A 19,174-nucleotide genomic window follows, 5' to 3' on the forward strand; every position below is an offset into this window, starting at 1 on the left:
ATGTCATGCATGGGCGGGAAAGAGCCCCTTCGGGCGCACGAGCAGCACGATTGCCATCAGCAGGTAGATCCCCATCGAGGACAGGCCGCCCGCGAGCGCATCGGCCTCGGATGGATTCATGACCGAGCGCAGCACGCCGGGGAGGAAGGCGCGCAGGCTGGTGTCGACGAGGCCGACGATCAGCGCGCCGAAGAAGGCGCCCCGGATCGAGCCCACGCCGCCGATCACCACGACCACGAAGGTCATGATCAGGATCTGCTCGCCCATGCCGACCTGGACGGCGAGGATCGGCCCCGCCATCAGCCCGGCAAGTCCGGCGAGCAATGCGCCGAGCCCGAACACCGCGGTGTACAGCAGGCGAATGTCCACGCCGAGCGCCCTGACCATCTCGCGATGGGTCGCGCCGGCGCGCACCAGCATGCCGACGCGTGTGCGGTTTATCAGGAGATAGAGCCCGAGGGCCACCGCAAGGCCAACCGCGATGACCGCGATCCGGTAGACCGGATAGACCAGCCCCGGGAGCAATTCGACGGAGCCGTTCAGCTCAGGAGGCACCGAGACGAAGAGCGGCTGCCTGCCGAACAGGATCGTCACCGACTGGTTGAAGATGAGGATGAGCGCGAAGGTCGCGAGCACCTGGTCGAGATGGTCGCGCGCATAGAGCCGGCGCAGGACCAGGAGTTCGACCGCCATGCCGGCCGCAGCCGCCGCGGCGAGCCCGGCTGGCACTGCGAGCAGCAGTGAGCGCGTGCTGGTCGCGACAAAGGCTCCGGCATAGGCACCGATCATGTAGAGCGAGCCATGCGCCAGGTTGATCACGCCCATGATGCCGAAGATCAGTGTCAGCCCGGCGGCGAGCAGGAACAGCATCACGCCGAACTGCAGGCCGTTGAGCAGTTGTTCGAGGATCAGCGCCATGGGCGGTCCACCTGATCAGAGCTTGCACTGCGCCGCGTAGGCGTCGCCGTAATTCGTCAGGATTTTGCCGACGGTCTTGAGGACGAGCTTGCCGTCGCTGTCCTTTTCGGCCCGCAGCCCATACCAATCCTGGATCGGATGCTGGTTCGGGCCGAACTTGAAAGCGCCGCGCACGGACTGGAAATCGGCCTTGGCGAGCGCCTTGCGCAGGGCCGGCACATCGGGTTTTCCAGCGGTGGCCTTGAGCGCGGAGGCGATGGCCAGCGCCGTGTCATAGCCCTGGCTCGCGTAATAGGTCGCCGGGCGGTTATAGGCCTTGGTCCAGGCCGCCATGAAGGCCTTGTTGGCTGGGTTGTCGAAGTCGGAATTCCAGTGGCTCGAGGCGTTCACGCCAAGCGCGGCATCGCCGACCGCGGCAAGCGTCACCGCATCGAGCGAGGGGGCCGCGACGACCATCGGAATCTTGCCGGTCAATCCCGCCTGCTGGTACTGGCGCAAGAATGCGATACCGAGGCCGCCGGGGTTGAACTGGTAGACGAAGTCGGGATTGGCGGCGCGGATCTGCGCCATCTCCGCGGCGAAATCGGTCTGGTCGAGACGGGTATAGACCTCGCCCACGACCTCGCCCTTGAACATCCGCTTGAAGCCGGCGATGGCATCCTTGCCCGCCTGGTAGTTGGCGGCCAGGACGAAGGCCTTCTTATAGCCGAGATTGTTGGCGTTCTGGCCGGCGCTCTCGTGCAGGCTGTCGTTCTGCCAGGCGATGGCGAAGTAGTTCTCGTGGCATTCCTTGCCCGCGAGATTGGACGGCGCGGCGTTGGCGCTGACATAGAGCGCGCCGGAATCGACGATGTCGGGCACGGTGGCGCCGGCGACGTTCGAGAAGACGATGCCGGTCAGGATCTTGATGCCATCGGTCTTGAGCATGCGCTCCGCGATCTGCTTGCCCTGACCGGGCTTGAGGGCGTCATCCTCGACGACAAGCTCGACGGGAGCGCCGCCGAGCTTGCCGCCCTGCATCTCGATGGCGAGCTTGAAGCCATCGCGAATATCCTGGCCGAGATATCCGCCCGGTCCGGACAGGGTGGTGATCATGCCGATCTTGACGGGCTGCTGGGCGATGGCAGCTCCCGTCATCGAGGCGGAGGCCAGCAGGCCCAATAGCAATCTGCGAAATGTCATCGTGAGCTCCAGTTGCTTGCGTTCATGCCTCTGAGATTTTTGCCGCGCCTTATTCGTGCTGGCGCTTGCGTGGGAGGAATCGACGGCGCGGCCGGGATTCGGCCGCGCCGCTGAATTCCTACAGGCAGACCCATCCGGCCGGCGGTTCCTTGCCGGGATGGAGCGTGCCGCAATGCGGGCAGGTGCGGGCCTGCTCGTTGTTGTAGAAGGCCTTGTAGAGCGGCGGCAGGTCGTCGACGATGCTGACCAGATCGACCTCGACGCGATGCACGAGCTTCGTGCAGTTGAAGCAGTACCATTCGAAGGCGTCGAGCCAGCCCTCGGGCCGCTTCGGCTCGATGACGAGGCCGATCGAGCCTTCCTGCGGGCGCTGCGGCGAATGGCGCACATGCGGCGGCAGCAGGAAGATCTCGCCCTCCCGGATCGTCACGTCGTAATGCTTCCCGTCATCCACGACCTTGAGCATCATGTCGCCCTTGAGCTGGTAGAAGAACTCCTCCACCGGATCGTCATGATAGTCGGTGCGCTGGTTGGGGCCGCCGACGACGGTGACCATCAGGTCGGAATCCGTCCAGATCTGCTGGTTGCCAACCGGAGGCTTCAGCAGATGCTGGTGCTCCTCGATCCATTTCGCGAAGTTGAAGGCCTTCAGCCGTCCTTCCGTCGCCATCGTTCCACCTCTCCCGTTTCGTCTGCCGGCGGTTCAGCCGGTCTTGGCCAATGATGCATCTGCGGCGTGCAGCTTCAGGCCGCAGGACTCGAAGGCGGCGCGCGTCGCAGCCTTCTCGGTCTCCGTCAGCTCCAGCAGCGGCGGCCTGACCCGGCCCCCGGCCTGACCGAGCAGCTCCTGCCAGTATTTCTGATGGGCGTGCGGCTTCTCGGCGGGCCGTGTGCCACGCAGCGCCTCGCGGACCGGGTTCAGGCTGTCGCGCACGGCGCGCGCCTGCGCGGCGTCGCCACGGAAGGCGAGATCGGTATATTCGCGCATCCGCAGATCATGCGGCGTCTGGATCAGGCAGGGCGGCGAGGAGCAGAGATAGAGCTGCCAGCCGAGCTCGAGAATGTTGTCGAGCCATTCCTCCTCGGAGGCGCTGCTGACCAGGATGCGATCGCCGGCGAGCCTGGTAAGCTCGGCATACATCGGGCGCGGCACACTGTACTTGATCGCGACGACGTTCTCGATGTCGGCCAGCCGGTTGCAGAGCTGTGGCGAGAGCAGGTAGCCGCTGTCGGGATGGCTCCACAGCGCAATCCCGATATCGACCTTCTCGGCAATCGTCCGGTAGTATTCGTAGACCGTCTCCTCCTGCGCCTTGAAGAAATGCAGGACCGGGGCGTGGATGACGATGTAGTCGGCGCCGACCTTCTGCGCATGCCGGGCGAGATCGATCACCACATCCATGTTCTGGTCCGAACAGGACATGATCGTCGCGGCCCGGCCGGCCGCGGCCGCGACGGCGATCTCGAAGCTGAGCTTGCGCTCTTCGAGCGACATCGAGAAGAACTCGCCCTGCTTGCCGGCGATGAACAGGCCGTCGATGCCGAGCTGATCGGTCCAGTGCCGGATATTCGCGCTGAAGCCGTCCCGGTCGATCGCGAGATCGCGGGTGAACGGCGTCAGCGCGGCAGCCCAGATGCCTTTCATATTGGCGCGGGCATAGGCCTTTGCGTCCTTCTTTGAATATTTCATGCCGATGCTCCTGTTGCGGCCCCGCCGTCAGAGACCGCGTTCAGATGCTCATGCGGTGCGAGACGTTCTTGATGACGGTGTAATGCGATAGCCCCTCGGCCCCGCCCTCGCGGCCGTAGCCGCTGTCCTTCACGCCCCCGAACGGCGTCTCCGCGACGGAGGCCTCGAGGGTATTGATCGAGAGGTTGCCGGCCTCGATCCTTTCCGCCAGCCGGTCCGCATTGCTTGCGGCATGCGTGAACGCATAGGCGGCGAGCCCGAAGGGCAGGGCATTGGCCTTCTCGATCGCCTCGTCGAGGGACGAGACCGGATTGATCAGCGCCAGCGGGCCGAACGGCTCCTCTCGCATGGCGCGCGCGTCATCGGGAACATCTGCTATGACGGTGACCGGGAAGAAGTAGCCGCGGTTGCCGAGCCGTTCGCCGCCGGCCAGCACGCGCCCTCCCTTGGCCCGTGCATCGGCGACAAGCGTCTCGAGCGCCTCGATGCGGCGGGAATTGGCGACGGGGCCCATCTCTGTCGACGGGTCCAGGCCATTGCCGATGGTCACGGCGCGGGCCTTCTCGGCGAAGGTCTGGGCGAAGGTGGCGTAGATGCTCTTGTGAACGAAGAAGCGTGTCGGAGAGGTGCAGACCTGTCCGGTATTGCGCGATTTGCGCTGCGCGGAGGCGATGGCGGCGGCCACCGGGTCGACGTCGTCGCAAACGATGACCGGGGCGTGGCCGCCAAGCTCCATGAGCACGGGCTTCATATGGCGCGCCGCCAGAGTCGTCAGGTGCTTGCCGACCGCGGTCGAGCCGGTGAAGGCGATCAGGCGGGTCTGCTCCTGGGGAATGAGATAGTCGGACACCTCCGACGGAATGCCGAAGACGAGGTTGAGCACGCCGGCCGGCAGCCCGGCATCGTGAAAGGCCCGGGCAATATGGATGGCGCCGGCAGGCGTCTCCTCGGCAGCCTTGAGAATGATCGAGCAGCCGGCCGCCAACGCGCCGGCGATCTTTCGGGAGGGCTGGCTCATCGGGAAGTTCCACGGCGAGAAAGCCGCCACCATCCCGATCGGCTGATGCATGACGATATATTTGATGCCGGGCTCGCTGGGGATGACGCGGCCATAGAGGCGCTGGCCTTCGGCGGCATCCCATTCGAAGAACTCGCAGCCCCGGATCACCTCCAGGCGGGCCTGTCCAATCGGCTTTCCGTGTTCCAGCGTGATCGAGAAGGCGATCTCCTCGATGCGCTCACGCATGAGGGCGGCGGCCTTGAGGATGATCTCGCCGCGCCGGCGCGGCGATGTCCGGCTCCAGATCCTGAACCCGTCGGCCGACGCGGACAGCGCGGCGTCCAGATCCGACCGCGTCGCGAGCGGGACCATGCCGATGACGCTCTCGTCGACGGGGTTCAGGACCGGCTGCCCATTCGAGGCGCTCTTCCATGCGCCGCCGATATACATCTGAAGGTCAGGGTAGCAGTTCATCATGAGCCTCGAATGGACGGTGCCGGCGGGAGCACAGCGCTTGCGATCGACGAGCATCCGGCTTCGCTCCGCGAGGGGCACGATGGCCCGTGCGGCGCGCTGCGAGGCCCGTTGTCATCCTGCTGCGCGGGACGCTCCTTGACCTGAAGCCCTGCCATCCCCGGCCATCTCCAGGGCCGGGCCCGCCCGATGCGTGACCCCCGCCTTGACCAGGATCATCGATTGGGATGGGCTATACGGCAATTCTACATATTTGTATGAATTCAGATGATTTGCTTATGAGTGTCTGCCATGACCGTCTCGCTTCGACAGATCCAGGCCTTTCTCGCCGTGGCGGAATGCGGCACCTTCACCAAGGCTGCGGAACGGCTGCACATGGCCCAGCCCGCACTCTCGCAGCTCGTGCGTGAGCTGGAGCGGGAACTCGGCCTGCGCCTGTTCGACCGGACGACGCGGCGCGTCGAACTGACCGAGGGCGGGCGCGAGTTCCAGGGCGCCTCGGCCAAGATCATGCACGACCTGGATCTGGCCGTGCGCAACGCCAATAATCTCGCAGAAAGACGGCGTGGCCGGATTGTCGTCGCTGCTCCCCCCTTGCTGGCGGCCGTCCTGCTGCCGATGGCCATCGTCGAGCTCGGCCAGCGCTATCCCGGCATCGAGGTCGCCATCATCGACGCGCGGACTGATGCGATCGTCGAGGAGGTCAGGCTTGGCCGGGCAGATTGCGGGCTGGGCACGTTCTCGGCGATCGAGGACGGCATCGAACGCATGCCGCTGGCGCGGGACAGTCTCATGCTGTTCTGTGCCCGGACTCATCCCTTCGCCACGCGCTCCTCGCTGCCATGGGCCGATCTGGCCGGGCAGCCTCTGATCACCCTGACCAGGGACAGCGGTATCAGGCTGCTGGTGGAGGTCGGCTATGAGACAGCTGAAGTGCCGTTGCGACCGCTCTACGCGGTCTCGCAGATCGCCACGGCATTGGCGCTGGTCGAGGCCGGCCTCGGCATCGCGGTGCTCCCGACCTATGCGCTGGCCATGACCCCACATCGCCCGATCGCCGCCCGCCCCCTGGTCGAGCCGACGATCGCACGCGACGTCGTCATGATCCGGCCCAGCGGCCGTTCGCCGTCGCCCGCCGTCCTGGCTTTCGAGAGCATTCTGCGCGGCTCGATCCGGCGACTGGGCGAACTGGACTGGAGCATGTCGAGCGAGGCGGGGATGTGACGGGCACGGAGCCTACGGCCGTCAGACGACGCAGACTCGCCCCACGGCCTGCAGCGCGGCTTCCGCTCGATCTCGACTGTGCTTCCTCCGAGCGCGGGCACCAGGCCGGGGGGAGATCCGCTAGCAGCTGGCCATGGCAGTCCGGCTGTCCGCGCCGAATGATCGCTCTGGGGAAAGCGGCCGACGAGGAAGGGCGACTATTCTCGGACGCTGCTCTCATCATCCGGCAGTATTCGCCGGGGCGGTCAGACCTGCCTCACGTGTGATACCTCAAAGCCTCGACGAGCAGCGCAAAGGCCGCCGATGGCTGGCGCCGGCTGGGGTAATACAGGTGGTAGCCGGAAAAGGGCGGGCACCAGTCCTCCAGCACGCGGACCAGGCTGCCCCGGGCAAGCTGCTCCGCCACATGGTCCTCCATCACGAAGCCGAGCCCGAAGCCGGCCTCGGCGGCGCGCGCGATCATACTGACATTGTTGAAGGCGAGCCGACCCTCCACCCGGACGCGGACTTCGCGTCCATCCCGCTCCAGCTCCCAGGCGTAGAGGCCGCCGCCGCTCAACAGGCGCAGGTTGATGCAGCTGTGCTCGGCGAGGTCATGCGGGGTCAGGGGAATGGAGCGGGTGGCGAGATAGCCGGGCGATCCGACCACCACCATGCGCAGATCCGGCCCGATCCGGACCGCTACCATGTCCTTGGCGAGCGCTTCGCCGAGCCGGACGCCGGCGTCGAAGCGCTCGGTGACGATGTCGGTCAGGCTGGAATCGATGCTGAGCTCGACATGGATGTCGGGGTAATGCGGCAGGAACCGCTCCAGAGCCGGCCAGAGCACGGTCGTCGCCGCGTGCTCCGAGGTCGTGATGCGGATCGTCCCGGCCGGCTTCTCGCGCAACTCGTTGAGGGAGGCCAGTTCCGAGCCGATGCTCTCCAGAGCCGGGCGCAGCGTGCCGAGCAGCCGCTCCCCGGCCGCGGTCGGCGCGACGCTGCGGGTGGTGCGGGTCAGCAGGCGCACGCCCAGCCTGGTCTCGAGCCGGCGGATCGTATGGCTCAGCGAGGATTGCGAGGTGCCGAGCTTGGCGGCCGCGCGCGTGAAACTCTGCTCCTCGGCGACCGTCAGGAAGGCATTGAGATCGACCAGTTCCTCGCGCCGCATTCATGAACTCCCGATATGGCTTCATGCGGTTTCTATCGCCTAATCCAATGAATGTCGCGCGGCTACAGTGCTTGGGAGGGGCGGGAGTCTGTCCGGCTCCAGGCACGAGGACGTGAGGAAACGTGGATGGACATCAAGCGAAGCGGGGCGCAGCCTTCTGCAAAGGGGCCGGCCGAGTATTTCACGGGCACGGTCAGGATCGATGCGCCCTTTGCCGGCGGCGCCGCCCTGAGCGGCGCGACCGTCACCTTCGAACCCGGAGCGCGGACGGCCTGGCACACCCATCCGCTCGGCCAGACCCTTCTGGTGCTCTCGGGGCTGGGCCGGGTGCAGCGCGAGGGCGGTCCGGTCGAGGAGATCCGGCCCGGCGACATCGTCTGGTTCGAACCGGGCGAGAAACACTGGCACGGCGCCGCGCCGGACTGCGCCATGGCGCATGTCGCCATTGCCGCGATGAAGGATGGTTCGGTGGTGACCTGGATGGAGAAGGTCGTGGACCAGGATTATCTCGGGCAGGTTCATCGCGGAGAGGTGCAGGGATGACGGATGATCGCAGCCCTGCGCAAAAGGCCTATGGCGATGTCGCTCCGGCCCTTGCCGGTTTGGGCGATCGCGTCCTGTTCGGCGAGGTCTGGGAGCGCCCCGGCCTGTCGAAGTGCGACCGCAGCCGGATCACCGTCGCGAGCCTGGTTGCGCTCAACCGCACGAACGAACCGCCCGGCCATGTCCGGCGCGCGCTCGACAATGGCGTGACGGCGGACGAGCTGACCGAGCTCGTCACCCATCTTGCCCTCTCAGCGGGCTGGCCGACCGCCAATTCCGCCATTCCTGTGCTGCGCCAGGCCCTCGATGAGGCCGGCGCTTCAACGACCATCAGGACGGGAGACCTGGGATGAAGACCATTGGCTATGCCGCCCGGTCGGCCGCTTCGCCGCTCGCCCCCTTCGATGTCACGCGGCGGGAGCTTCGGCCGAACGATGTTGCGATGGAGGTGCTCTATTGCGGCGTCTGCCACACCGATCTGCACCAGGCCCGCAACGACTGGGGCTGGAGCCAGTATCCCATGGTGCCGGGCCATGAGATCGTCGGCCGGGTGACCGCGGTCGGCCGCGATGTCCGCCGCTACAAGGCCGGCGATCATGTCGCCGTCGGCTGCATGGTCGATTCCTGCCAGGCCTGCGACCAGTGCCGCAAGGGGCTGGAACAGCTCTGCCGCAAGGGCAATGTCCAGACCTATAACGACAAGGAGCGCTTCTCCTGCGAGCCGGCCGAGCCGACCTATGGCGGCTATTCCAAGCACCTCGTGGTGCGCGAGGAGTTTGCGCTGCGCGTGCCCGACGGGCTCGATCTCGCCAAGGTCGCGCCGCTGCTCTGCGCTGGCATCACCACCTATTCGCCGCTGCGCACCTGGAATGTCGGACCGGGCAGCCGCGTCGGCGTGGTTGGTCTCGGCGGCCTCGGCCATATGGCGGTGAAGCTCGCGGCTGCGCTCGGCGCCGATGTCACGGTGATGAGCCGTACGGCAGACAAGCAGGCCGATGCGCTGGCGCTCGGCGCCGACCGGCTGCTGGTCTCCAGCGATGCCGAGGCCATGGCCAGGGCCGCAAACGGCTTTGACCTGATCATCGATACCGTTCCGGTCAGGCACGACATCAACCCCTATCTCTCGCTGCTCGATGTCGATGCGACGCTCGTCCTGGTCGGCCAGGTCGGGCCGCTCGCGGAGCCCTCGACCGTGCCGCTGCTGCTCGGCCGCCGGCGTATCGCCGGCTCGCCGATCGGCGGCATCGCCGAGACGCAGGAGATGCTGGATTTCTGCGCCAAGAAGGGGGTTCATCCCGATGTGGAGATGATCCGCATGGACGAGATCAACGACGCCTTCCTGCGGCTCGAGCGCGCCGATGTGCGCTACCGCTTCGTCATCGACATGGCCTCGCTGGTTCCAGCGCAGGCGGGGTAGGGCGCGCGGGTCGGATCAAGATCATGGCCGCGCCATCGCGCATGGTGGTGCCATTCCGAAGGGCGGTGCCATTCCGTGCGAGCGCCTTGGGGGAGCAAGCCATGAGACCCATCGTCATCTGCCACATGCTCTCGTCGCTGGACGGCAGCCTCCATCCGAGCCGCTTCACCTGGAGCCCCGATGGCAGCAAGGCCGAATGGTCCAGGCTCTATGAAGAGGTCCATGAGGGGCTCGAGCCCGACGCCTGGCTCGTCGGCCGGGTAACGATGGCCGAGATCAGCAAGGTCGGTCCGCACGCACCGGCCCAGGTCGGCCCGGTCGAGCGGCCCTGCCATTTCGCGGTCCGTGAAGCCGAGTGCTTTGCGATAGCGCTCGATCCATCCGGCAAACTCCACTTTGCCGGGCCGAAGATCGGCGGCGACCCTGTCGTGGTGCTGCTCGGCCCTGGGGTTGCAGACAGTCATCTCGCCGAACTCGCCGCGGACGGTGTCTCCTATATCGTCGCCGAAACCGCGAAGATCGATCTGGCCGCCATGCTGGATGTCCTCGGCCACGAGCTCGGCATCCACCGGCTGCTGCTCGAGGGCGGCGCCGGTATCAACGGCTCTTTCTTCGCCGCAAGCCTGGTCAACGAGCTGAGCCTGCTCCTCGTGCCCGCCCTCGACGGACGGGGCGGACATCAGGGTTTCGTCGAGGCCGGAGAAGACGGCCTCGACGGCGATGTGCAGCTCTCCTTCAAGAGCTGCGAACCGCTGGCGCATGGCATCCTGCATCTGCGCTACATCGTGGCGCCCCGCTGAGGCCCGGACGCTGCGCCAAGAAGGGTGTTCATCCCGATGTCGAGATGATCGGCATGGACGAGATCAACGACGCCTTCGAGCGGCTCGAGCGTAGCGATGTGCGCTGTCGCAGCGTCATCGACATGGCCTTGCTGGTCCAGCGGCAGGGGCGCAGGGACGCGTGCCCAGGATCATGGCCGCGTCATTCCACATGGCGCGGCCAGTCCTGGCGATGCAACCACTTGTGTCGCTCCGCCTTTGCGGTGCCGGCGTCAGCGCCCGACCGAGGGCAGCCGCGGCCTCGCAACCGATGCCGATCTGGGAGGCGAGGACGCGACGATCCGGTCCGATGCCTCGAGCGCAGCGATCACGCTGGGCTGAATGTAGCTCCGCAAGTCCTGTCGCCAGGTTTCGGTCATCTTGTCCCAATGAAACTGATGATGGTTTCGTACGGATTCATGCAATGCCCGGGCGGCCGCCTCGACGGCCGCCGCGACGCGTCTCTGGTCCATCTCATACCCCCTGCAACCCACCCCATGAGTATGGGCAGATCATCGCGGGGGCGGGAAGGTCCGGTCTATGAGGCGAAGGACACATTACGGTTATTCCGGCTCTCGTATCCTCCATTGCCAACGCGCGGCGATGCCGGGCAAGGCCGAGGTGCCGTCCCGATCGAAACCCGGTCATCCCATCCGAAGTCTCAGCCGACCTGCCACGGCGCAGACGCTCTCCCGCAAGCACTCCTTCTGGGTTAGGCTGGCATCTACCTGATCGGTCGCATCAGGAAGGGGAGCCGCCATGAGGCCAGCCTCCAGACTGTCATTCGGCGTGTGCGCTTTCGGCTTGGCTTTGAGCGTGACCGGAGCGGCATCCGCGCAGCCCGCCGTGCCGGCGCCTGTCGTCACCATCACCTACGAGGCGCCGAAGAACCCGGCGCATCAGCCCGTCCTCGATCTCCTGCGTGAAAAGCAGGCACTCGAGAAGGCGGCCGAATTCTACCGGCTTTTCCGGCTGCCGAGGCCATTGACGCTGAAGGCGAAGGGCTGCGACGGCGAGATCGATGCCTGGTTCGAGAATGACGAGATCACGATCTGCTACGAGTATGTCGCGTATGTCCTCGACATCGCGCGGGGTCCCAAGCGGCCCGATTGGGTGAGTGAGAACGATGCTCTTGTCGGGCCGGTCATCGACCTGTTTCTTCACGAAGGCGGGCACGCGATCTTCGACTATCTCAAGATTCCGGTGCTGGGGAATGAGGAGGACGCCGCCGATTTCGTTGCGTCCTACATGGAGCTCAACCTTTACAAGGCTGATGCCTACGGCCTGATCGCCGGCATCGTCTATTGCTACCTCAACGAGGCGGGCGTCCACAGCTTCAAGAAGCTCAAGCGGATGCCGGGCGGCCCGGTCGACGGGCAGACATTCGCCGATGCTCACAGCACTCCGCTGCAGCGCATGTACAACGTGCTTTGCCTCGCCTATGGCTCCGACCCCGTCCGCTACAAGGCGCTGGTCGACAAGGGCGTGCTGCCGGCCGAACGCGCCAGTGGCTGCAAGGTCGAATATGAACAGGTCGACCACGCCTTCAAGACGCTGCTCGTCCCGCATCTTGACCAGGCGGCGCTGGCCCGGCTGTATCCGCAGGTGAATTCCGCCGCGCCGAAATAGAGTGTCTGTCTGCAGAAGGTGAAGCCCGGCTTGGCTCTCGGGACCCTATCAGCGGGCTCACCAGGCGCGCGGCCTCGCGCACCCGTCGCCGAGACATCGAGGGATAGAATTCAGGCAAGCAGAGCAAAGCAGGCAAGTATTGTGAGAAGAGAACGGCCAGTTGAACCGGCCGTTCTCTGACATATTGGCTTGGGGCGTCAGCCCTTGGTGACGATGGGCGTTGCCGCTGGCGCGGGCGGGGGTGCTTTGCCCTTGCCGTAATAGGCGCATCCGCCGACGCCAGACAACGCCACTGAAATAGCCAGGATCAGGAGTGTTTTCATTGCGCAGCCCTCGTTGAGTAGGTCCCCACCCCGTCATCATAGTACAGATTGGCGACTAAATCCCGATGAATCCTCGCCTCGAAGTTTATCCCGGCGCAAACTGATGGTGTGATCGTTGCCCTGACCATCGCAGCGCCGGGGCAGCAGGGCGGCAAATCGCGGAGCCATGGTCGAACCCCTGCCAGCCCGGCCTTCCTGCTCCGCTTCCGGCCCATGATGGTTCGAGAATGTTTCGATTTTTTTAGCATTTACAAAGAGCGTTGACTAAGCAACCATTCGCTCGGCCTGGGGAGGTGAAGTACGGTACAGAGGTTCTGGGATCATGCCGGACCGCTCGGTTGCGATCGTCGACGACCACCCCTTGTTGATGGAGGGGATCGGAGCACTGCTCAAACGATGGGGCGGTTTCGCGCTCACCGCGACCGGGAACATCGCGGAGGATATCGTCTCGATCGTCAGGACGCACCGCCCCGGTGAGATGATCGTCGATCTCAATATGGTGGGGGATGTCTTCCAGGCGATTGCGGACGCGCTGAAGATCGCTCCCGAGACAAAGATCATCGTGTTCACAGCCTCGACAAGCCCCGATGATGCGATCAGGGCCCTGGATGCCGGAGCAAGGGGCTATGTCCTGAAAGGCAGCCCCGGCGAGGATCTGTTCCAGGCGCTTCAGGCCGCGCAGCACGGCGATGTCTATGTCACACCCGCCTTCGCGACCAAGGTGATCGGTGCCTTGCAGGACAAGGCGGTCGAACGCCAGAAGGCGATCAGCAACAGGCTCAGCGTCCGCGAGGAGCAGATCGTCAAATTGCTGCTGCTTGGGAAACGCAACAGCGAGATTGCCCGCGAGCTGTCGCTCAGCGACAAGACCATCAAGGGCTACATGACCAACCTGATGGCCAAGCTGAACGTGCGCAACCGCCTCGAGGTGGTGCTCGCCGCGCAAAGGCTCTATCCGCCGATGACCATCGCGACGGTCACAAGGCTCCACTCCTAAGGGAAGCCTGATCTCATCTGCTTGCCCGAGATGATGGCGCCGACGGCCTGGACGATGCGCCAGCCGATCATCGCTCCGGCGCTGCCCGCGAATGCGCAACCGGCCGAGCCGATGACGAAGAGCACGAGGCCGATCGCCACCGGCCGGCACCGGCCATAGCGGTCGCTGATCGGGCCCCAGAACAGCTGGCCGAGGCTGAAGCCGGTCAGGAAACCCGAGACCGTGAGCTCGATCAGCCCGGTATCGGCGCGAAGAGCGCGTGCGCCATCTCCGGCAAGGCGGGCAGATAGAGGTCGGTCGAGATCGACGCGAAACCCATCAGCACGCTGAGCACGCCGAGCACCCGCCAGGGCTGGCCGGCCGCATCAGGGCGCGACCGGGCGGCGGCGCAGGCCAGCGCCTTGGCTTCGATGTCGTTGCTCATGGGCCAGTTCCGTACGGTTGACCTGCCGGCGCTCAAAGGCCGGTGGTCGCGAGCAATTGCGCGGGATAGCGCTCGCCCTCGATCGCGATCGCCGCCGCAGCCTGCTCGATCTCGGCAAGATCGGCGGCGGTGAGCTCGACCGCGACGGCGCCAAGGTTCTCCTCGAGGCGATGAAGCTTGGTCGTTCCGGGGATCGGCACGATCCAGGGCTTCTGGGCGAGCAGCCAGGCGAGCGCGATCTGCGCCGGCTTCGCGCCCTTCTCGGTGGCGATGCGCTGGAGGAGATCGACCAAGGCCTGGTTCTTCGCCATGGCTTCGGGAGTGAAACGCGGCAGGATGCTGCGGAAATCGCCCTCGCCGAGCTTGGTGTCCTTGCTCATCGCGCCGGTGAGAAAACCCTTGCCGAGCGGGCTGTAGGGCACGAGGCCGATGCCCAGTTCCTCGCAGGTTTCCAGGATGCCATTGCTCTCGACGCCGCGCGTCCACAGCGAATACTCGTTCTGCAGGGCGGTGATCGGCTGCACGGCATGGGCGCGGCGTGCTGTCTTCGCGCCGGGTTCGGAGAGCCCGAAATGCCTGACCTTGCCGGCCGCGATCAGGTCCTTGACGGCGCCGGCGACATCCTCGATCGGCACGCCGGGGGTCGACACGGTGCTGGTAGAACAGGTCGATGACATCGACGCCGAGCCGCTTGAGGGAGGCATCCGCGACCGCCTTGATCTGCGCGGGCCGGCTGTTCAGGCCGGACTGCTTGCCCTCGACGAAGTTGAAGCCGAACTTGGTGGCGATCACCACCTGGTCACGGACCGGTCGTAGCGCTTCCCCGACCATCTCCTCATTGGTGTAGGGGCCATAGACTTCGGCCGTATCGAAGAAGGTGACGCCGCGCTCCACCGCCTGGCGGATCAGCGTGACGCCCTCCTGCCTGCTGAGCCTGTTGGCATAGCCGAAATCCAGCCCCATGCAGCCATAACCGAGGGCCGACACCGCTAGGCCATTCTGTCCAAGAAGACGTGACTTCATCGCCTGTTCTCCGGGGTTCAAAGGGCGTTCTCTCGCCGTGCTGCCGAAGATAGGGGAGGCGCCATCGATCAATTAGACGGCATAGACCGCATGAAGTCATATCCGTAGTTCATGAGTAAGCCTGAGCCGTGGCGTGCTAAACTGGCGCGTTCGTCACGCGCCGTACCTTTCGGGAGCGGCGAGTGCGCCGCTGGTGGAGGTCTGCTCCGGGGCGAAACTCAAACCCAGATGGCCGCTCCGGCAATCTGCTGGGAGTGGCAGCTGGATTCGACACGGCGTCTCGCTCGGTGCGATCATTGCCCGCAACCGGGAGGGAACCATGCACGGCGGTCCCCATGGCCAAGAGGCCTTCATCAACACGCTGGCAGCGTCGCTGGCCGGTGCCGCGAGCCTCGCCAGGAACGCCCTGGTCGAGATCGCCATTCTGGGCGGGCCGGAGTGTCTCGATGCCCTGGAGCAGCGGTTTCTGAACGACGCCAAGAACGCAACGATTGAAGGCGTCTCCATCGAAGAGGATGCTCGTCTGCTCAACGATATCGTCGCGACGGTCGGGATGATCTTTGCGCAGGCTCGGGAGGCCGTGGCCGAGCGCCTTGGCGATCAGCCGCGGCGAGGCGGCGAGGGGCCGAACCCCAATGGCGGGGAGCCTTAGGGCGCCGGCCCGAAAAGCGGATTGCGGCTTTTGCGGGCAGCCGATGCAGAGGCAGAAGGCTGTCGCCTGCCACTGATCCTCGATATCTCCGGGGGGCGGAAGGCGGCAAACCCAAAAATGCCCGTCACCGCTGGAAGAGGGGCGAACTTATGGCGACGCTGGAGGCAGAACGTCCCCCTCGGCGAGCGCGGCATTTCGGTAGCGAGGATCATTCGTGACTTCGAGTCCGACCCAAGACGGAAGATCGACATGCTGAGCGGCCTCGATCAGTTCGACCTCGGCGATCACAAGCCCTGCATGGCGGCCTGAGAACACATCCACGTCCCACGTCAACCCGCCATGCTCGACCCTGTATCGCGTCTTTTCGAGGGGTGGGCCGATGCACAGCGTCAGCAGCATCTCCTCGGCTTCCGCGACGGGGATTTCGTATTCGAACTCCGGGCGGGCCAGACCATGAGTCTCCCCCTTGATGGTGAGGAACGCCTCAGCGGCGGCACAGCGGATGCGGACGCTGGTTGTCCCCTTCGGCGTAAGATAGCCCTGGCGCAGGGGCTGCCCCGGGCCAGCTTTCTCCCGCCAATCGTCGGCGATGACGAGGAATTTGCGTTCAATCTCTGTGCCCATGTCCGGTTCGCTGTTGGGTCTCGTCTCACCAGCGATAACCTGATTGGCGTTCTCGGCATAACCTATAGGGGGAGCTCACCGCTTCACTCCGGACCCCGGATCGGCATCCCGGATTGGGTTTCGGCCGGCAGGCGTCGAAGGCCCTTTTCCGGTGCCGCCGCAATACTGGCCGTGCCTCCGCAGCAACAGCGAACGCTTTGCTCCGTCATCGTCCTCCCGGAGACAGAATTTTTCGCCGAGCAGCAGCGTTCTCGCATGCGCAGCTCCAGGAGAATGACGTTCGCCGTTTCGTTGTATTTCAGAAAGAACATTCTGTTTGACTAAAAGAACGATTCTTCGCCAGTATTTCGACGGCCGGTCGCGACATTCATCCCTGGCCGGGCACGAGCTGAGTGAGGAACAACCATGTCGAGCGATGCGCTTTCCGCAGGGACACAAGGGCTGAGGCGCCGCACGATCCTGGCCATGTCGCTCCTGCTTTCGGTCGCCGCCCCCGGTCTTGCGGCGGCCCAGGGGCAGCCCGCACCACTTGCGAAGGCTCCGGTCGGCACGAGGCTGGTCGTCGCCGATCAGAATGAGGCGCTGCAGAGCCTGATGCGGGCGTCGGGCGCCCATGACAGGCTGTCGAGCCAGGTGACCTATGCCAATTTTCTCGGCGGCCCGGCCATTCTCGAAGCCTTCCGGGCGGGGGCTCTCGATCTCGCGACCGTCGGCAACACGCCGCCCATCCAGGCCCATGCGGCTGGCGAGCAGATTCCGATCGTGGCGGCGCGCACCTCGTCCGAAACCGACTACGCGCTGGCCGTACGCCCCGGGCTGAAGATCGCCTCGCTGGAGGAACTGCGCGGCAAGAGCATCGCCTATGGCGAGGGGACGGGCCGTCAGCCCTTCGTTCTCAACGCGCTGAAGCTCGCGGGGCTGACGAAGAAGGATGTGCGGCTCGTGCCCTTGCGGGCCGCCGATTTCCCGGATGCGGTGCGAACGGGGCAGGTCGATGTGGCGGCGCTGAACGAGCCGCATTTCTCGCGCTATCTCGCCGATTTCGCCGATCGCGGCGCGAGCGCCCTGCCGAAGGACCAGAACGACCGCCTGCCGAAGAGCCTGACCTATCTCTATGCGAGCAAGCGGGCCCTGGACGATCCGGCCAAGCTCGCAGCCATTCGCGAGTTCGTGGCGGCCTGGATCGATGCCAACCGCTGGTCGCATGCGAATGCCGAGGGCTGGGTCGAGGCCTATTACGTCAAGCGCCAGAACCTCAAGCCGGCGGATGGGCGCAGGATCGTCGAAGCCGAGGGGCGCTTCGAATTTCCCCTGCTCGCCAGCCTGATCCCGAAGCAGCAGGCCTTGATCGACGTCATCCACGAGGCTGGCGACCTGCCGAAACGGCTCGATGCACGCGAGGAATTCGATCTGCGCTTCGACGACATCATCGCCGCCAAATCCAATTGAGGCTGTCCATGTCCGATCAAAGCCACGCGCTGATTGCCACGGCCTATTCGGTGCCCTTCGCCGCGATTGCGGGCGTTCCGGCGCAGGCGAACCCGACGCCCCCCGCGCAGGGCAAGCTCCCGAAACTGGCGCCGGGCCGCCTGCCTGCGGGCGCCATCCTGTTCGGGCCGGTCGCGCTGGTCGTTCTCTGGGAGCTCGCCTCGCTGACGGGGTGGCTCTCGCCGAAATTCCTCGCGGCGCCGTCGACCGCCCTGTTCACCGGCTTCGAGCTGCTGCAATCGGGCACGCTTGCCGACCATTTCCTGGCATCGGCGGGGCGCGCCTATCTGGGGCTCGGCATCGGCGTCGCGGTCGGCCTGCTGCTGGCGCTCGCATCCGGTCTCAGCCGGATCGGCGAGGCCTCGATCGACGGCCTCGTCCAGATCAAGCGGGCGATCCCGACGCTCGCGCTGATCCCGCTCGCGATCCTCTGGCTCGGGATCGGCGAGGCCATGAAGGTGGCCCTGATCGCCTCCAGCGTCTTCGTGCCGATCTATATCAACACCCATGCGGCGCTGCGGGGCATCGATATCCGCCATGTCGAGCTCGCCCGCAGCGTCGGGCTGACGCGCAGCGCCTTCCTGCGCGAGGTGGCGCTGCCCGGCGCGTTGCCGGGCTTCTTCACCGGCCTGCGACTTGCCGTGACCACCTGCTGGACGGCGCTCGTCGTGCTCGAACAGATCAATACCAGCCAGGGCATCGGCTACTTGATGAACCGCGCCCGCGACTATGGCCAGACCGATATCATCGTGGTCGGCCTCGCGATCTATGCGGTGCTCGGCCTCGGCTCCGATTTCGCCGTCCGGCTCTGGGAGCGCAAGGCGTTGTCCTATCGCAAGGCGCTGGCGTCATGAACGCCTCGGCTCATCCGCTCCGCCTGCCGCAGCCGGACGCCCTCGCGGTCAGCCTGCGCGACGTCACGCGCCGCTTCTCCGGCCGCAGTGTGCTCGGGCCCGCCTCGCTGGATTTCGCCGCGGGCGAGTTCGTCGCGCTCATCGGCAAGAGCGGTTCGGGCAAGAGCACGTTGCTGCGCGCCATCGCCGGGCTCGACGATGGTGTCGAGGGCGAGGGCACGCTCACGGTGCCGGCCGACCGCTCCGTCCTCTTCCAGGATTCGCGGCTGCTGCCCTGGAAGAGCGTGCTGCAGAATGTCGTCTTCGGCCTGCATGCGGCCGACAGCGACGCTCGCGGGCGGCAGGCGCTGGCCGATGTCGGCCTCTCCGGGCGGGAGGAGGCGTGGCCGAACGCGCTTTCCGGCGGCGAACAGCAACGGGTGGCGCTCGCCCGCTCCCTGGTGCGCCAGCCGCGCCTGCTTCTGGCGGACGAGCCCTTCGGCGCACTCGACGCGCTGACGCGGATCCGGATGCACGATCTCCTCTTCCGCCTGATCCGGCAGCATCGCCCGACCGTCCTGCTCGTCACCCATGACGTCGACGAAGCGATCAAGCTCGCCGATCGCGTGCTCGTCATCGACGAAGGACGCATCACCCTCGACCAGCCGGTTTCCTTGGCCCACCCGCGCGCCAGGCACCCGGGCTTTGCTGTGCTGCGTGGCGAACTCCTCGCCGCCCTCGGCGTCACCGATCCCATCTGACCGA

21 protein-coding genes and 1 pseudogene are annotated in these 19,174 nt (G+C 65.7%); 11 read left to right on the top strand and 11 right to left on the bottom strand.

Annotated features, from left to right (window positions below):
• Positions 1–3: 3 nt before the first annotated feature.
• The 5 genes from AC1DW9_RS09875 to AC1DW9_RS09895 form a co-directional block, all read right to left on the bottom strand.
• The gene (locus AC1DW9_RS09875; protein WP_476775844.1) at positions 4–918 is read right to left on the bottom strand and encodes a branched-chain amino acid ABC transporter permease; all 915 of its coding nucleotides are present in this window, start codon (positions 916–918) and stop codon (positions 4–6) included.
• Positions 919–933: 15 nt separating this feature from the next.
• The gene (locus AC1DW9_RS09880; RefSeq protein ID WP_441504558.1) at positions 934–2,100 is read right to left on the bottom strand and encodes an ABC transporter substrate-binding protein; all 1,167 of its coding nucleotides are present in this window, start codon (positions 2,098–2,100) and stop codon (positions 934–936) included.
• A gap of 118 nt (positions 2,101–2,218) precedes the next feature.
• Positions 2,219–2,770, bottom strand: coding sequence for a 3-hydroxyanthranilate 3,4-dioxygenase (locus AC1DW9_RS09885; protein WP_441488463.1), 552 nt, complete (start codon positions 2,768–2,770; stop codon positions 2,219–2,221).
• 33 nt (positions 2,771–2,803) lie between these two features.
• Positions 2,804–3,790 carry a dihydrodipicolinate synthase family protein gene (locus AC1DW9_RS09890; protein ID WP_441488462.1) on the bottom strand — a complete coding sequence of 329 codons (987 nt, stop codon included), beginning with the start codon at positions 3,788–3,790 and terminating at the stop codon, positions 2,804–2,806.
• Positions 3,791–3,830: 40 nt separating this feature from the next.
• Complete coding sequence (locus AC1DW9_RS09895; RefSeq protein WP_441488837.1) at positions 3,831–5,264, bottom strand: NAD-dependent succinate-semialdehyde dehydrogenase; 1,434 nt, start codon at positions 5,262–5,264, stop codon at positions 3,831–3,833.
• A 291-nt stretch (positions 5,265–5,555) separates the two neighbouring features.
• On the opposite strand from AC1DW9_RS09895, the gene AC1DW9_RS09900 reads away from it, so the two are divergent.
• A complete protein-coding gene (locus AC1DW9_RS09900) occupies positions 5,556–6,488 on the top strand; it encodes a LysR family transcriptional regulator (RefSeq protein WP_441488461.1) in 933 nt (310 codons plus the stop codon).
• A gap of 256 nt (positions 6,489–6,744) precedes the next feature.
• Here the strand turns inward: AC1DW9_RS09900 and AC1DW9_RS09905 are convergent, their stop codons facing one another.
• The gene (locus AC1DW9_RS09905) at positions 6,745–7,638 is read right to left on the bottom strand and encodes a LysR family transcriptional regulator (protein WP_441504555.1); all 894 of its coding nucleotides are present in this window, start codon (positions 7,636–7,638) and stop codon (positions 6,745–6,747) included.
• A 126-nt stretch (positions 7,639–7,764) separates the two neighbouring features.
• Between AC1DW9_RS09905 and AC1DW9_RS09910 the strand changes: the two genes are divergently transcribed.
• The 5 genes from AC1DW9_RS09910 (at position 7,765) to AC1DW9_RS09930 (ending at position 12,045) form a co-directional block, all read left to right on the top strand.
• Positions 7,765–8,181, top strand: a complete 417-nt coding sequence (locus tag AC1DW9_RS09910; RefSeq protein WP_476775845.1) for a (R)-mandelonitrile lyase — start codon at positions 7,765–7,767, stop codon at positions 8,179–8,181.
• On the top strand, positions 8,178–8,534 hold the full coding sequence (locus AC1DW9_RS09915; protein WP_476855078.1) for a carboxymuconolactone decarboxylase family protein: 357 nt from the start codon (positions 8,178–8,180) through the stop codon (positions 8,532–8,534). Before AC1DW9_RS09910 ends, AC1DW9_RS09915 begins: the two co-directional genes overlap by 4 nt.
• Positions 8,531–9,598 carry an NAD(P)-dependent alcohol dehydrogenase gene (locus tag AC1DW9_RS09920; protein WP_441504552.1) on the top strand — a complete coding sequence of 356 codons (1,068 nt, stop codon included), beginning with the start codon at positions 8,531–8,533 and terminating at the stop codon, positions 9,596–9,598. Before AC1DW9_RS09915 ends, AC1DW9_RS09920 begins: the two co-directional genes overlap by 4 nt.
• 101 nt (positions 9,599–9,699) lie before the next feature.
• Positions 9,700–10,398, top strand: a complete 699-nt coding sequence (locus AC1DW9_RS09925; protein ID WP_441504551.1) for a RibD family protein — start codon at positions 9,700–9,702, stop codon at positions 10,396–10,398.
• Positions 10,399–11,262: 864 nt separating this feature from the next.
• Complete coding sequence (locus AC1DW9_RS09930; RefSeq protein WP_441504550.1) at positions 11,263–12,045, top strand: DUF4344 domain-containing metallopeptidase; 783 nt, start codon at positions 11,263–11,265, stop codon at positions 12,043–12,045.
• A gap of 197 nt (positions 12,046–12,242) precedes the next feature.
• Here the strand turns inward: AC1DW9_RS09930 and AC1DW9_RS09935 are convergent, their stop codons facing one another.
• Positions 12,243–12,368, bottom strand: coding sequence for a hypothetical protein (locus tag AC1DW9_RS09935; RefSeq protein WP_441504549.1), 126 nt, complete (start codon positions 12,366–12,368; stop codon positions 12,243–12,245).
• A 322-nt stretch (positions 12,369–12,690) separates the two neighbouring features.
• Here AC1DW9_RS09935 and AC1DW9_RS09940 point away from each other — a divergent pair, with 322 nt between their 5' ends.
• Entirely contained in the window at positions 12,691–13,365 is a 675-nt protein-coding gene (locus tag AC1DW9_RS09940; RefSeq protein ID WP_441504548.1) for a LuxR C-terminal-related transcriptional regulator, read from the top strand.
• On the opposite strand, the gene AC1DW9_RS09945 is transcribed toward AC1DW9_RS09940, so the two are convergent.
• The 3 genes and pseudogenes from AC1DW9_RS09945 to AC1DW9_RS09955 all read right to left on the bottom strand — a co-directional run bounded on the left by AC1DW9_RS09945 (position 13,362) and on the right by AC1DW9_RS09955 (position 14,812).
• The gene (locus AC1DW9_RS09945; RefSeq protein ID WP_476775867.1) at positions 13,362–13,601 is read right to left on the bottom strand and encodes an MFS transporter; all 240 of its coding nucleotides are present in this window, start codon (positions 13,599–13,601) and stop codon (positions 13,362–13,364) included. The two genes, AC1DW9_RS09940 and AC1DW9_RS09945, sit on opposite strands and share 4 nt — an antisense overlap.
• On the bottom strand, positions 13,598–13,789 hold the full coding sequence (locus AC1DW9_RS09950) for a hypothetical protein (RefSeq protein ID WP_441504547.1): 192 nt from the start codon (positions 13,787–13,789) through the stop codon (positions 13,598–13,600). The genes AC1DW9_RS09945 and AC1DW9_RS09950 overlap by 4 nt, the downstream gene beginning before the upstream one ends.
• A 32-nt stretch (positions 13,790–13,821) precedes the next feature.
• Positions 13,822–14,812 (bottom strand): annotated as a pseudogene (locus AC1DW9_RS09955) (aldo/keto reductase).
• Positions 14,813–15,131: 319 nt separating this feature from the next.
• On the opposite strand from AC1DW9_RS09955, the gene AC1DW9_RS09960 reads away from it, so the two are divergent.
• Complete coding sequence (locus AC1DW9_RS09960; protein ID WP_476775847.1) at positions 15,132–15,464, top strand: hypothetical protein; 333 nt, start codon at positions 15,132–15,134, stop codon at positions 15,462–15,464.
• Positions 15,465–15,611: 147 nt separating this feature from the next.
• On the opposite strand, the gene AC1DW9_RS09965 is transcribed toward AC1DW9_RS09960, so the two are convergent.
• Positions 15,612–16,088: a CYTH domain-containing protein gene (locus AC1DW9_RS09965; protein ID WP_441504849.1), complete on the bottom strand. Its 477-nt coding sequence runs from the start codon at positions 16,086–16,088 to the stop codon at positions 15,612–15,614.
• 405 nt (positions 16,089–16,493) lie between these two features.
• On the opposite strand from AC1DW9_RS09965, the gene AC1DW9_RS09970 reads away from it, so the two are divergent.
• The 3 genes from AC1DW9_RS09970 to AC1DW9_RS09980 are packed head-to-tail and all read left to right on the top strand — an operon-like array spanning position 16,494 to position 19,170.
• A complete protein-coding gene (locus AC1DW9_RS09970) occupies positions 16,494–17,537 on the top strand; it encodes a PhnD/SsuA/transferrin family substrate-binding protein (RefSeq protein ID WP_441504545.1) in 1,044 nt (347 codons plus the stop codon).
• An 8-nt stretch (positions 17,538–17,545) separates the two neighbouring features.
• Positions 17,546–18,430, top strand: a complete 885-nt coding sequence (locus AC1DW9_RS09975) for an ABC transporter permease (protein WP_476775848.1) — start codon at positions 17,546–17,548, stop codon at positions 18,428–18,430.
• Positions 18,427–19,170, top strand: a complete 744-nt coding sequence (locus tag AC1DW9_RS09980) for an ABC transporter ATP-binding protein (protein WP_441504543.1) — start codon at positions 18,427–18,429, stop codon at positions 19,168–19,170. The genes AC1DW9_RS09975 and AC1DW9_RS09980 overlap by 4 nt, the downstream gene beginning before the upstream one ends.
• Positions 19,171–19,174: the final 4 nt, after the last annotated feature.

Source organism: Allobosea sp. P4_E12 (assembly GCF_056401655.1).